The following is a 12870-nucleotide window of genomic DNA, read 5'->3' as shown; positions in this document are numbered from 1 at the left end:
CCGCGACGCCGGCGGCGATCAGACCGCGGCGGGTGAAGAGGTCGCTGGTCAATGGAGGCGGTCCTGCAGCTTGTACCAGGCGCCGACCATCGGCAGGAACCAGGGTTTGCCGAGATGGCCGGGAATGGCGGGCCAGGCGAGGTCGGCGAAGGGATTTGCCGCCGCATCGCCGCCCATCACCCGCGCCATGCGTTCGCCCAGATGGGTGGCCATCTGGACGCCATGACCGCTGTATCCCATTGCATAATAGAGCCCGTCATGCTCGCCGGCGCGGGGCAGGCGGTCCGCGGTGAGATCCACGGTGCCGCCCCAGATATGGTCGACCCGCGCATCGGACAGCGCCGGGAAGAGGTGGCGCATCGTCCGTTCGAGGACGCGGGCGCCCTTCAGGTCGGCGCTCGGGTTGGACAGCGCGAAGCGGGCGCGGCCGCCGAAGATCAGGCGATTGTGGGGGGTGAGGCGGAAATAATTGCCGATGATCCGGCTCGTCACATAATTGCGGCGGGTCGGGAACAATCGGGCGACCAGCGCCGCGTCGAGCGGTTCGGTGGCGATGGCAAAGCTGCCGACCGACACGATGCGGCGGCGGAACCAGCCAAAGGGCGCGTAGGGGCTCGCGCCGCCGGTCGCGACCAGCACCTGCCGCGCCGCGAGTGTTCCGCGCGGCGTGTCAACGGCCCAGCCGCCCGCCCCGTTCAGCAGCCGTGTCACGGGGGCATTTTCCCAGATCGCCGCGCCGGCGCGCGCGGCGGCATGGGCAAGGCCGATGCCGAACCGGCCCGGATGCAGCTGCGCGCTCGTCGTCTGGATCAGCGCGCCGTGAAATTCGCTGGCACCGATTTCGTCGCCGATCCGGCCCGGGGGAACCAGTTCGACATGCGGATCGACCTCCTTGGTCAGCAGGGCGTAGGCGGCTTCCAGTTTCGGATAATGTTCGGGCTTCGCGGCCAGTTTGGCGCGGCCGCAGCGGATGAAGTCGCAGTCGATGTGTTCGTCGGCGGCGATGCGTTCGACTGTGTCGACGGCGTCGCAATGCGCCAGATACCAGGCGCGGGCGCGGTCGATGCCAAAGCTCGACGCGAGCGCGCCGAAGTCATGCGCGGTCCCGGCGTTGCACTGCCCGCCGTTGCGCCCCGAGGCCGCGCCGATCACCCGTCCGGCCTCGAGCAGCGCGACGCGCGCGCCCGACCGGGCAAGCGCCAGGGCGGCCGACAGGCCGGTAAATCCCCCGCCGATTACGACAACGTCGAACGCACCGCCCACGGCATCGGTGCGGCCGCCATCGAAATCGGGGGCGCTCGCCTGCCAATAGGAGGGGGCGGGCGCTGGCATGATGTCAGAGGCCAACGACGGCGGGCAGGCAGCCGATGTGCGGGATTTCGACATCGCGATAATTGGCGTTCGACGGTTCATGGCCGCGACCGACGAACACGCGGCAGCCGAAGCCGAGGTCGGTCGCCGTATTCTGGTCGTAACGGAAGCTCGAAGAGACGTGCATCATGTCTTCGGGGCCGCAGCCGAGCTGGTCGAACATATATTCGAACGCCTGCATGCGCGGCTTATAGGCTTGCGCGCTTTCGGCGGTATAGACGCGGTGGAAGGTGGCGCCAAGCAGCGCGACATTGTGATGGATCTGGTCGTTCATCGCGTTCGAGAGGATGACGAGCGGAATCTTGTCGCAAATCTTCGACAGTCCGCCGGGAACATCGGGATGCGGTCCCCAGGTCGGCACGGTCGTATAGATGGAATCGGCGTCTTCCTCGCGATAGGCGACGCCATATTTTCTGGCCGTCCGCTCCACCGCATTGCGAATGACGTCCCGATAGGGCTTCCACGCCCCCAGCACCTCGTCCAGGCGATAGGCGGAGAAATCCCGGCACATCGCGTCCATCGCCTCGGCGGGGATGCGGTCGGCGAAAAATTCGCGGGCCATTTCCGACATGCGAAAACGGGTCAGCGTCCCATAACAGTCGAAGCTGATATATTTGGGAGTGAAGATGGGACCGGCATTGCTCATCGTTTGGATTACCCTCCTGGCGCGGCCGCACCATAGCCCCGCTGCTCTGCCGACCATATGGCCATCTGACCGTCGGAACTTGTCCCCGATTGGCCTTGCCGCGCAAGCGTATCGCCACGTTTCGCTTGCCCGTTTCGGCATAGCGTGCCGCGCCCTCGCTTACGCCTTTCCGCATGTTTAGCCGGGTTCGCCGTCGCGGCGCCACCGATGTTCGGGGCGATAATTTTCGCAAGCCAGCATAAAATGCCGCTCTGCGAGGCTGCGGGCTGGGGAATCATGCCAGCGGCCGAAAGATTGCATAGACTTTGGCGACATGGTTGCGGCTTTCCCAGCTGCAGCTCGCGCCCTGTTCGACCAGGAAGATATCGCCCTGTGCAAAGGTGCCGGACCGGCCGTTTTCGTCGACGAACGTCACCTCTCCCTGCAACAGATACATGAGCTCGAAATGGACATAGCGCATTGGTCGGCGGTGATAGGGAGTCGAATCCCAGATGCCGCAGGTGAATTCGCCGTCGGCCGAGCGGAAGCTGCTGAAATTGCGGCATGCGGGCGTCTCGCCGACCAGCAGGTCGGCGAGCGGAGCGCCCGAGGGCGCGAGGTCCGCGGCGATGTCGATCGGGACGATCCCGACCGGGCTGTCCGATCCTTTGGTGTAACGCAGGAAGACGATCGTCGCGGGGGCGGGCGCCGTCCAGTCGAAAGCGGTCCCGGCCGTGACGACCCAGCTGTCGCCCGGTGCATGGTCCCGGGCCGCGCCATCGACGGAAAGGGTCACCGCGCCGTCGGCAAGGATCATCCAGCAATCGCCGGCCGCGGCGGGAACCGTGCCCTTTCCGGCGGGCAGATGGATCGAGCCGACCTCGATCGGGCCGCCGCGCAGGGGGACGAGGCGGCGGTCCTCGCCGAACGGGTCCGCTCCCACCTCGTCGTGCGGTTCGGCCGCGAAGGCGCGCAGATCGATGAAGCTTGGGCAATCGATGGTGACGGTCATGGTCTACTCCGTAATTCTGAGGCGAATAAAATCGGTCTGCGCGGGTTCGAGGGCCTCGACGGCCGCGAGCAGGCTGCCGCTTTCCTGCGCGTGCGCGGCGACCGCGGCGGCGCGGGCATAACCGATGCGGGGGACCAGTTCGGTGGCGAGCGCGGTGCTGTGGAGCAAATTGGCATTACAGCGCTCCGCGCAGGCTTCGATCCCGGCGACGCAATGGTCGGCGAGCATGTCCATCGCATTTTCCAGCAGCTTGACCGCTTCATGGATCGACCAATAAATCACGGGCTCGAACGGATTGAGCTGCAACTGCCCGCCCTCGGCGGCGAAGGTCACGGTAAGGTCCAGGCCAAAGACGCGGAAGGCGGCGGCGTTCATCGCCTCCGGGATGACGGGGTTGACCTTGCCCGGCATGATCGACGACCCCGGCTGGCGGCGCGGCAGCGCGATTTCGCCGATGCCGCCGGCGGGACCGCTCGACAGCAGGCGAAGATCGTTGGCTATCTTGGATAGCTTGGCAGCGACCCGCTTCAGCATCCCGCTATAGAGCAGGAAGGCGCCCATATCCCACGTCGCTTCGACCAGATTGGCGGCCTGGACGACCGGATAGCCGGTGACCAGAGACAGTTCGGCGCAGACCTGTTCGCGATAGGCGGCGCTTGCGGCGATGCCCGTGCCGATCGCGGTGCCGCCCAGATTGACTTCCAGCAACAGCGCTGCGATTTCGCCCGCACGCTGGACATCCTCGCGCAGCGTCGTCGCATAGGCGCCGAACTCTTCGCCCAGCGTCATCGGCACGGCATCCTGAAGCTGCGTCCGGCCAAGCTTTCGCACCGCATCGAACGCCAGGCTCCGTTCGCCGAAGGCGTCCGCCAGCCGTTCGCTCGCCGCCATCAACCGGCTATTGAGCGCAAAGACGGCAAGCCGGACGGCGGTGGCATAGGCATCGTTGGTCGACTGGTTGCGATTGACATGGTCGTTGGGGTTCACGCGGGCATAATCGCCCGTGTCATGGCCGAGAAGTTGCAGGGCGCGGTTCGCGATCACTTCGTTGGCGTTCATGTTGGTCGATGTACCCGCGCCGCCCTGGCAGGCGTCGACGGGAAAATGATCGTGGTGCCGCCCGGCGATGATCTCGTCGCAGGCCTGGGCTACCGCATCGGCGAGATCGGCCGGCAGGTCGCCGATGCGGCCGTTGACGCGTGCAGCCGCCTTCTTGACCTGCGCAAGCGCGACGAGGAGTTCGGGAAAGTCGCTGATGACGATGCCCGTGAGCGGAAAATTGGCGCGCGCGCGTTCCGTCTGCGGCCCGTATAGGCGGCCGGCGTCGACCGGCACGATGCCAAGCGGATCGCGCTCCAGCCGTACCGTGCGGACCGCGCCAGCTTCTTCCATTCCGGACCTCCCTCTATTCTTGCCCTGCCGTTATGCCACGCTCGCGTCGGGGCGTGCTGTCATTCCGCGGCAGAACTGCGACGCTTGCTTCCACCGATCGCCGCCGGCTCGGCATGCTGTGCCGGCGATCAATAGCCACGGCGGCGATCGATTTCGCCGGCCAGCGGAAGGCCCGCGCTCATCTGCCGCAGATTGTCGATCAGCGCGTGGACGGCGCTGTCGGTGCGCGTGATGCCGGCGACATGGGGCGTCAGCAGGATCGCGGGGTGCGAGAAAAAGGGATGGCCGGCAGGCAAGGGCTCGGGATCCGTGACGTCGAGGATCGCGGCCGACAGCCGTCCATTGTCCAGCGCCTCGAGCAGGTCGTCTTGCACCAGATGCCCGCCGCGCGCGGCATTCACCAGGCGCGCGCCGCGCGGCATCGCGGCGAAGGTCACGCGATTGAGGATATGGCGCGTGTCATCGGTCAGCGGCAACAGGCAGACGAGGATTTCGCTATGCGCGAGAAAGGGCGCGAGGCCCGTGTCACCGGCGAAACAATCGACGCCGTCGATCGTCCGCGGCGACCGGCTCCATCCCGCCAGCTGGAATCCGTGCGGTGCGAGCGCCGCCAGCGCCGCGCGGCCGAGTTCGCCGAGGCCCATCACCCCGACGCGGCGTTCGCGTGCCGGCGGGACATCGCGCCAGCTCCAGCGCCCGGCGCGCTGCCCGGCGATGTGGAAAGGCAGGTCGCGGTGCAGCGCGAGGACGGCCATCGCGACATAGTCGGCCATCGTGTCGGTGATTCCCGGCTCGATCATCCGGACGATGCGGAGATTCGGCGGCAACCGGTCGAGATCGAGCTGATCGACGCCGGCGCCGATGCTGAACAGGGTTTTCAGGTTGGGCAGGCTCGTGATCAGTGCGCCGGGCACGGTCCAGGCCACTAGATGTTCGATGTCGGCCGGGTTTCCGACGTCGGGCCAGCAGCGGAAATCGACCTGAGGCAAGGCTCGCGAGACGGTGTCGCGCCAAAATATCCCACGCGTTTCGTCGCCGTGGTGGAGAAGGTTCATCATGGCTTCCTTCGCTTGGGGCGCCGCGCGTGCCACCACATCAGCGGCCCCGAACAGGCCAGAAAAATCAGGGCGATGGCTTCGACGAGGAGTAGGATTCGTCCCCCGATGCCAAAGCTGTCGCCCGCGTGAAGGGGTAGGATCGTCATCCAGAGCGCCGGGTTTTCGGTCGCCGGAATCCGTTTGAGCAATTGTCCATCCGACAAGGACACCGATGCGACATCGACGGCGCGCGGACCCTGACGCGGCGCGAAGAAATTGACGTCGATGCGATCGGCCTGCGGAAAGCGAACGTCGCGCAGCCGTTCGCCCGGAAAGGCGGCAGCGGCGCGCGCCACGGCCCGGTCGATCGCGGCCGCGCCGGGCGCTGGCATGGCGATCGACGCTGCTCCGGCTGGTTCGGCGAGGTCGGGGATGATCAGCAGCGCGCCGGTTGTCGCGCTGAACAGGATCGGCAATGACAGCAAGACCCCGGTGCTGCGATGCCATTGGCGCAGGCGGGCACGCGGCGGCGCGCCGGTGCGGATGGCGAGCGACTTTGCCGCTCGCTTGCGGCCCGGCCACCAAAAGGCGGTTCCGGTCGCCGCCAGGAAAATCAGCGCCAGCGCATTGGCGAGGATCACCGCCATGCCCGCCTTGGCGTCCATCAGCCTGTAATGAAGCTGCAATGCGGCTTCGACCGGGAAGCGCCATATCGTTCCCGCGGCCAGCAGACGGCCGTTACCGGGGTCAATCGCGGCGTAACGGAGCGCCCCTTGGGGGTCGGCGAGCTGGGCAAAGGCGGTGTCGCGCGGCGTCGCCGGCAAATGGAGGCGGGCGATGCGAAAGCCGGGCAGGGCAGCTTCCGCCCGCGCCGTCATTGCCGAGACCGCCACATCGCGAGCCGGGCCGGTCCGCGCCATCGCGCGCGGGTCGATCAGGCGCGCGATTTCTGTACGGAACAGCAGGACGGATCCCGTCATCGCCTGTAGCAGGAGGAGCGGCGCCGCAACCAGCGCCAGTCGGCGATGGAAGATCAGCAGGCTGGGCCGGGAGATCATCGGACGAAAAGTCGGCTTCGGATCGCGCCGGAACGGGGGCACGCGCGATCCGAAGCCTGTCCGGATCAGAAGGAAAAGGTCACACGGCCGGTGACGGTGCGCGGCGTGCCCGGCTGGACCCAGAACTGCGAATAGGAACTCGCATAATAGGTCTTGTCGAACAGGTTGGTCACATCGACCCCGATCCGGATATTCTCGCTCGGTTCATAGCTGACCAGCGCCCTCGCGAGCGTATAGCCGGGCAGGTAGAAACTGCTCGCCGTCTCGCCGAGGCGGCGGCCGGTGTAGTTGAGACCGGCGCCGATCGTCAGCTTGCCCGCACTGCCCAGCTCGAAGCTCTTGGTCGCGAGCAGACTCGCCTGATGCTTCGGGATGTTGATCAGCGGATCGCCGGCGCGGATCAGCGCCGCGAAATTCGGATCGAGCGACGAACTTGTCCATTGGGCGTCGGTATAGGAATAGGTCGCAAGAACCGTGAAGTCGCCCGGCAGGTTCGCGTTGACATCGGCTTCCAGCCCCCGGCTGCGCGCCTTGCCGCCCGCGATGCTGAAGCCGGCATTGGTCGGATCGGCGGTCAGGATATTGGTCTTTTTCATCGAATAGGCGGCCACGGTTGCCGTGATGCCTTCGCCGGGCGACGTATAGCGAACGCCAATCTCGTAAGATTGACTCGTCTCGGGACGGAAGGGGTTGCCGGCGGCATCGAGGCCGCTGTTGGGGCGAAAACCCGTGCCATAGCCGGCATAGACGCCGACCGTGTCGGTGACCTCATAGAGGATGCCCGCCGTGGGGCTGAAACGTTCCTTGACCGCCGGCGTCGGCGAGGCGCCGGCGCGATTGGTGATCTGCTGACGGAAATGGTCGAAACGTCCGCCAAAGCGAAGTTTCAACCGGTCGGTCAGGTCCATCTGGTCCTGGAAATAGATGCCATAGGATTTCTGCAGTTCGACCATATTCTGGACGGTCGCGGTGGGGACGGGCAACTGCCCGTAAACCGGGTTGAAGATGTTGACGGCATTGTTGGCGGGCGTGACCGGGCTGCCCGCGACATAGACCGGCGGACGATAGCGCAGCTGAAGCGTGTCGATCTTGAACCGGTCCCAGTCGGCACCGACCAGCACATGGTTGACGAGGCTGCCCAGATGGACTTCGCCTGAAATTTCCGCCCGCAGCACGGTGTTGGTGGTCTGATAGTCGCGCAAGCGGCGCTGGCGGGACAGGTTGGTGCCGTCATTGTCCAGAATCTGGCGGCCGAGCGCGAGTTCGGCATCGCTCGAAAAGCCCTTGAAGCTCGTGTCGCGATAGCCGAAGCCCGCGATGAGCACCCAGTCGTTACCGCCCAGATCCTGCTCGAACTGGGCCTGATGGCCGACCACCTTGACCTTCGTCGGGCCATCGCCGGGCTCGCCCAGAAACCGCGAGCGCGGGATGAGGCCAAGCTGCCCGTTCACGGCGACGACGCCGCGATCGAACGGAACCTCCTGGTCCACATATTCGAGTTCGTAGGTGAGGCTGGTCCGGTCGGTCAGCTTGAACAATACCGACGGCGAGAGGACGAGTTTCTTGCTATGCAGCGTGTCGCGGAAGCTGTCGCCTTCCTGATAGGCGCCATTGACCCGCACCGCGATATTCTCGTTCAGCGCGAGATTGGCGTCGGCCTCGATGCGATAGGTATCATAGCTGCCGTAAGACGCCGATGCGCTGCCGAACGTGTCCTTCACGGTCGCTTTCTTGGTGATGATATTCACCGTGCCGCCGGGCTCGCCGCGGCCAAAAACCGCGCCGTTCGGGCCTTTCAGTATTTCGATACGCTCGATGTTCGACGCATCGCGCGGGCCGCCGTAACCGCGGCCGCCATTAAACCCGTTGACGAGGAAACCACTCGGAAAATTCTCGTCGCCCGCGAAGCCGCGCACGGCAAAAGCGTCCCACAGGCCGCCGAAATTATTCTGGCGCGATACGCCGCTCGCAAGTTCAAGCGCGGAATCGAGGCGCGTGACGTTAAGCTCGGTCATTAACTCGGACCCGATGACCTGGATGCTTTGCGGAATTTCCTTGAGCGGGACGTCGCCGCGATATTGCTGGCGCTGGCCGGAAACGACGATGGTATCGCCGGGCGCGGCGTCGGAGGCGGCGGTATCCTGGGCCCAGCCCGTCGCAGGAAGCGCGGTCAGCGCTACGCCGGTGGCCAATATGATGCGAAACGCAGACAGACTCTTCATTTTACTTCCCCTAAACTCGCGTCGTTCCGGGCCCTGCGAATGATCGGCGATGTCATGACGGTGTTTTGTGCCGGAAAGAAAGTTCCGAAATCGACCCGTCTCGCTCACCTTTGATTGCCGAGGCTACGCGTCGGCGAAGGAATCTTGCGTCGAAGCGGGCAAGCCGCTCGGCTGATTATTGTGAAAATGTGATGACAGCCACGAAATATGCCGCCGGGCGGCGCGGGCGGTCCGGATGCGGCGCCAAGAAAGAAGGGGCCGGACCATCGGTCCGACCCCGCCAGTGGACTTCAACCGCAGGGCGCCGCTGAAGATCAGAGATATTTGAGCCACCAGATGTCGCGGCGGCTTTGCTTGAGCCGCGCGAACCAGCGGGTCGGGAAGTAGAGGACCGGGATCAGGATCGCGACCCAGATCCACACCGTCGACAGATTGTCGACACCGAACACCGCGCCCTTGGTTGGGCCGTAAAGGTGCAATGCGACATTATAGACGCCCTTCAGCACATAGAGGTGGACGATGTAGAAGAACATGGGCGCGCCGCCGAACAGCGCCAGCGCCGGCATCACGTGGCTGTCCTCGTAAGTTTCGAACAGAGCGAGCAACAGGCAGCCGGTGCCGACGGTCGGCATCAGGAACAGCAGCGACGGCGGATATTTGGTGAGCGACAGGAAGCTCATCACCGTGCGCAGCGGGGTTTCGGCGTCGAACCAGGGCTTGTCGCCGTAGAAATTCAGGTAACGGATCGCGACGAACCCGACAATCAGCGCGGCGCCGACGATAACGAGGCGCCGGATGCGGCGCGCCGGGTCGCTGCCCCTGGCGAACCACGGGCCGCAGGCATAGCCGAGCAGGATGACGCCGATCCACGGCAGCACCGGATAGGTTGTCTTCGCGATCATGCCGCCGCCGATATCGATCACCGCGCGCTGATGGATCATCGCCCACGCGGTGTACCAGGGCGATTCGGGCGTCAGCTGGATCGGGTCGAGCAGATTGTGCAGGCAGACGATCGCGAGGCCGACGGCAAACTGGGCGACGCGGGGCAGGTGGATCAGCGCGGCGAGCGCGATCATGCTGACGCCGATCGCCCAGATCACCTGCAGCCAGAAATTCGGCGGCGGAAAGATCAGCGGCTGGGTCGGCCAGGCGAAGCCGACCACCGTCAGTTCGAGGAAGAGCAGGAACAGGCCGCGTTTCAGCAGGAATTCGGACACCTCCGCTTTGGTGTGCGACTGGCCGTAGAGCCACGCCGACAGGCCCGTCAGCGCGACGAAGGTCGGGGCGCAGAAGGTGGACAGCAGGCGGGTGAAGAACAGACCCGGATCGGTTGTGTTGGCATCGACCGGGTCGGACACCTGCAAATGCAGGAAAAAGGTCTCGCGGACGTGATCGACCAGCATGAACAGCATCACCAGCCCGCGCAATGCGTCGATCGCGACCAGGCGCGTACGGACCTTTGCCGCCTCGATGGCGGAAGTCGCGGCTCCGAGCCCGCCGACTGGGGCCTGATATGCCGTACTGCTCATCGTTCGTCCTCCGTCCCGATCATTATAGTCGTCCTCATTCGCCTTTTGGCTGGAAGAGGTCCTTGTAAAAGCCGACCGTCTTGACCGAGACGGTGACGGGCGTGTCGCCCTTGTTGCGGAAATACCAGCCATGCGTGCCGTCGAACGGCGCGGTGAAATCGCCCTGGCCGCCGGTCAGTTCCAGTTCATTCCAATAGTCGGTGAATTCGCCCTCGGCGGCATCGACCTTCTCGCCGTGCATCTCGGCTTTCACCGGGCCGCCGGCCGACGACCACCGGAAGATGAAGCTGTCGCCCTTGGTCATATGCGCCTTCACTTCCTGGCCGCTGTGCGGTTCGAGCGTGATCGTCATTTCGTCCTGACGCCAGGGGGCGGACTTCGAGATGCTGGCCTTCGTCGGTATCGCGCCACCGGTCGGAGCTGCTTTGGCGACGGGCATGGCCTCGGCCTTGCTGGTCAGCATGCCGTTGAGGCCCATCGATGTGCCGACACCGGTCGGATCGATGCCATATTCGGCCGGCAGCACGAACAAGGTCAGGATCGCCGCAGCGGCGATCACGGCGCCCCCCGTCGCCTTGGCGAGCGTCGCCGGCGACGGCTTGATTCCGGTCGGAAGTGCGGAAAGACTTTGCGTGTTCATGTCAGGCGCCTTTGGTGAAATAGCCGGTCAACTGGTAACCGATCAGAACGAAACCGGCCGCCATCAGCGCGGTATTGGCGACAAGCGCGCTGCGGCGAAAGCTGTCGCTCATCCGCCATAGGTTCATCGCGATCAGGATAAGGGTCAGCGCCATGAGCTGGCCTAGTTCGACCCCGACGTTGAAGCTTATGAGGTTGGGGACGAGCCCATCCTTGGCGAGCGTCAGGTCCTGCAGTTTGGTGGCGAGGCCAAAGCCGTGAAAGAATCCGAAGAACAATACCGCCGCCTTGGGATTGGGAGCAACGCCGAGCCAAGTGCGAAAGCCGTCGAGATTGTCGATGGCTTTGTAGACCACCGACAGGCCGATGATCGCGTCGATGATGAACGGATCGGCGCGAATGTCGAGCAGAACGCCCAGAAGCAGCGTCGTGCTGTGGCCGATCGCAAAGAGCGTCACATAGGCGGCGACGTCCTTCATCCGATAAAGGAAGAAGATCACGCCTGCCAGGAACAGCAAATGATCGTAACCCGTGACCATGTGCTTGGCGCCCAGATACATATAGGGGATGATGTTGACGCCCGACGCGCCTTCGATGAAGGCTTGGTCATTCTCGTTGACGCCATGCGCCCAAAGCGTCGCGCTCGTCAGCAGGAAAGCCAGCCCGGCAAGCGGCGGTGCGACCTGCCGCAGCCGGGAACCGAAAAATGCGGAAGAAAGCGCCTTGGGCATCGCCATCCCTATTTGGTCTGGAAGGTTGCGAAGATTTTGGCGCCGCTCTTGTCGACGATGGCGACGACCAGCTTCGCGCCGCGCGCCGGCTTGAAACCCGGTGCGGACAATTTGTTGCCGCCCGACGGCTTGAGCGCGGTTTCGGTCCGCTTGCCGGCGGCCGTCTGGGCCAGCTTGGCCGTGAAACCCGCGGTCGGGGTCGGTTTGTCCTCTTCGCTGAGGTAGATATCGACGCCCTTGGAGGTCGTCGCCAGTTCGATCATGGTCTCGCCGGACATTTGGACCAGCCCGCCATGTTTGGGTTTCATGCTTCCGTGCGCCTGGACGATGGCGGGAGCGGCGATCAGGGCAAGTGCGGCAAGGCCGGTGCGCAAAAGGTCAAATTTCATGAACGGCATCCTTCTGGTTGAAGCGCGGGATCATTCGGGTGCATGCGGCAGAACGAAGGAAAGCGAGGCGCGATATTCGGAATGATCGGCCTTTGCCTTGTCGTTGCTGGGACCGACATAGATCGCCATCAGCACGTTGAGGCCCTGATTGCGTATCTTGATGGTCGCGGTGCCATCGGCGGCGGTCTTGACCGCCGCCTCGTCCGGGTCGTTCACATAATCGGACAGGATGCTCGCGCCTTCGATGGGCTTGCCCATATAATAGGCGCGCACCGTGATCGCCTCGCCCTTCGTTTGCGGAATCGCGATGCCAACCGGCACCAGCTGCAGCGTGTGTCCGGCGAGCAGCGGCACCTGCTTCGTTGGCATCTTTTCGAGATGGACGGCATATTTCCAGTTATGCTCGGCCAATGTGGCGGTCGGCACCTCGTCGCGGCCCTTGTTATGCCATTCGCCATCGGGCGTCTTGCTCCACAGGCCATAATCCATCGATGCCGCGACCGCCGCGACAGGCTCGTCGCTGTCGACCACGGGGATGGGGCCCGCGACGCGCAGCCGCGTCTCGACCGGTGCCCAGTCAGCGTCATAACCGGTCGTCGACTGGATCAGCGGCAGCCGCTTCACTGCGTCGAGGTCGTCGGCGCCGACACCATAGATTAGAGCGATCTGGCGCGCGCGCTGCGCGAACCAGATGCCGTGGGCACTGGCATCGACCGATATCGCGAGACCTGACCCGACAAGGGCAACAGACAATCCCGTGGCAAACATGCGGCAAGAGCGTTTCATGGGGTTCCCTCCTTGCGGGTTGGATCGCGGATCGATCGCAGCCTACACGCCAGGGGCAAATGATCGTGCCAAATCGATG

General features: G+C 64.6%; 12 protein-coding genes. All 12 read right to left on the bottom strand.

Translation table 11 applies throughout. The annotated features are described in order from the left end of the window. Positions 1–48 precede the first annotated feature (48 nt). Positions 49–1332, bottom strand: coding sequence for an NAD(P)/FAD-dependent oxidoreductase (locus AC1RNQ_RS19370; protein ID WP_493173800.1), 1284 nt, complete (start codon positions 1330–1332; stop codon positions 49–51). A gap of 4 nt (positions 1333–1336) precedes the next feature. Continuing rightward, positions 1337–2017, bottom strand: a complete 681-nt coding sequence (locus tag AC1RNQ_RS19365; protein WP_493173798.1) for a haloacid dehalogenase type II — start codon at positions 2015–2017, stop codon at positions 1337–1339. A gap of 274 nt (positions 2018–2291) precedes the next feature. Beyond that, on the bottom strand, positions 2292–3008 hold the full coding sequence (locus tag AC1RNQ_RS19360) for a cupin domain-containing protein (protein ID WP_493173796.1): 717 nt from the start codon (positions 3006–3008) through the stop codon (positions 2292–2294). Between the two features lie 3 nt (positions 3009–3011). Then, positions 3012–4400, bottom strand: coding sequence for an aspartate ammonia-lyase (locus AC1RNQ_RS19355; RefSeq protein ID WP_493173794.1), 1389 nt, complete (start codon positions 4398–4400; stop codon positions 3012–3014). A 128-nt stretch (positions 4401–4528) separates the two neighbouring features. Further along, positions 4529–5455, bottom strand: coding sequence for a 2-hydroxyacid dehydrogenase (locus tag AC1RNQ_RS19350; protein WP_493173791.1), 927 nt, complete (start codon positions 5453–5455; stop codon positions 4529–4531). Next, a complete protein-coding gene (locus AC1RNQ_RS19345; protein ID WP_493173789.1) occupies positions 5455–6495 on the bottom strand; it encodes a PepSY-associated TM helix domain-containing protein in 1041 nt (346 codons plus the stop codon). The genes AC1RNQ_RS19350 and AC1RNQ_RS19345 overlap by 1 nt, the downstream gene beginning before the upstream one ends. Before the next feature lie 65 nt (positions 6496–6560). Then, a complete protein-coding gene (locus AC1RNQ_RS19340; protein ID WP_493173787.1) occupies positions 6561–8717 on the bottom strand; it encodes a TonB-dependent siderophore receptor in 2157 nt (718 codons plus the stop codon). 314 nt (positions 8718–9031) lie between these two features. Beyond that, on the bottom strand, positions 9032–10246 hold the full coding sequence (locus AC1RNQ_RS19335; protein WP_493173785.1) for an acetyltransferase domain-containing protein: 1215 nt from the start codon (positions 10244–10246) through the stop codon (positions 9032–9034). A 34-nt stretch (positions 10247–10280) separates the two neighbouring features. After that, a complete protein-coding gene (locus tag AC1RNQ_RS19330) occupies positions 10281–10886 on the bottom strand; it encodes a hypothetical protein (RefSeq protein ID WP_493173783.1) in 606 nt (201 codons plus the stop codon). 1 nt (position 10887) lies between these two features. Then, positions 10888–11616, bottom strand: a complete 729-nt coding sequence (locus tag AC1RNQ_RS19325; protein ID WP_493173781.1) for a HupE/UreJ family protein — start codon at positions 11614–11616, stop codon at positions 10888–10890. 8 nt (positions 11617–11624) lie between these two features. Further along, positions 11625–12005: a hypothetical protein gene (locus tag AC1RNQ_RS19320; protein WP_493173779.1), complete on the bottom strand. Its 381-nt coding sequence runs from the start codon at positions 12003–12005 to the stop codon at positions 11625–11627. A gap of 30 nt (positions 12006–12035) precedes the next feature. Continuing rightward, positions 12036–12791: a DUF4198 domain-containing protein gene (locus AC1RNQ_RS19315; protein ID WP_493173777.1), complete on the bottom strand. Its 756-nt coding sequence runs from the start codon at positions 12789–12791 to the stop codon at positions 12036–12038. Positions 12792–12870: the final 79 nt, after the last annotated feature.

The sequence above is a fragment of the Sphingopyxis sp. GW821-FHT12F08 genome (assembly GCF_058806755.1).
This window is presented reverse-complemented; position numbering and strand designations above follow the sequence as displayed.

Excerpts from the sequence above, each read along its gene's own strand:
- AC1RNQ_RS19320 (WP_493173779.1), bottom strand. The coding sequence starts at position 12,005 with ATGAAATTTGACCTTTTGCGCACCGGCCTTGCCGCACTTGCCCTGATC.
- AC1RNQ_RS19350 (WP_493173791.1), bottom strand. The coding sequence starts at position 5,455 with ATGAACCTTCTCCACCACGGCGACGAAACGCGTGGGATATTTTGGCGC.
- AC1RNQ_RS19345 (WP_493173789.1), bottom strand. The coding sequence starts at position 6,495 with ATGATCTCCCGGCCCAGCCTGCTGATCTTCCATCGCCGACTGGCGCTG.
- AC1RNQ_RS19335 (WP_493173785.1), bottom strand. The coding sequence starts at position 10,246 with ATGAGCAGTACGGCATATCAGGCCCCAGTCGGCGGGCTCGGAGCCGCG.
- AC1RNQ_RS19330 (WP_493173783.1), bottom strand. The coding sequence starts at position 10,886 with ATGAACACGCAAAGTCTTTCCGCACTTCCGACCGGAATCAAGCCGTCG.
- AC1RNQ_RS19315 (WP_493173777.1), bottom strand. The coding sequence starts at position 12,791 with ATGAAACGCTCTTGCCGCATGTTTGCCACGGGATTGTCTGTTGCCCTT.
- AC1RNQ_RS19325 (WP_493173781.1), bottom strand. The coding sequence starts at position 11,616 with ATGCCCAAGGCGCTTTCTTCCGCATTTTTCGGTTCCCGGCTGCGGCAG.
- AC1RNQ_RS19360 (WP_493173796.1), bottom strand. The coding sequence starts at position 3,008 with ATGACCGTCACCATCGATTGCCCAAGCTTCATCGATCTGCGCGCCTTC.
- AC1RNQ_RS19355 (WP_493173794.1), bottom strand. The coding sequence starts at position 4,400 with ATGGAAGAAGCTGGCGCGGTCCGCACGGTACGGCTGGAGCGCGATCCG.
- AC1RNQ_RS19340 (WP_493173787.1), bottom strand. The coding sequence starts at position 8,717 with ATGAAGAGTCTGTCTGCGTTTCGCATCATATTGGCCACCGGCGTAGCG.
- AC1RNQ_RS19370 (WP_493173800.1), bottom strand. The coding sequence starts at position 1,332 with ATGCCAGCGCCCGCCCCCTCCTATTGGCAGGCGAGCGCCCCCGATTTC.
- AC1RNQ_RS19365 (WP_493173798.1), bottom strand. The coding sequence starts at position 2,017 with ATGAGCAATGCCGGTCCCATCTTCACTCCCAAATATATCAGCTTCGAC.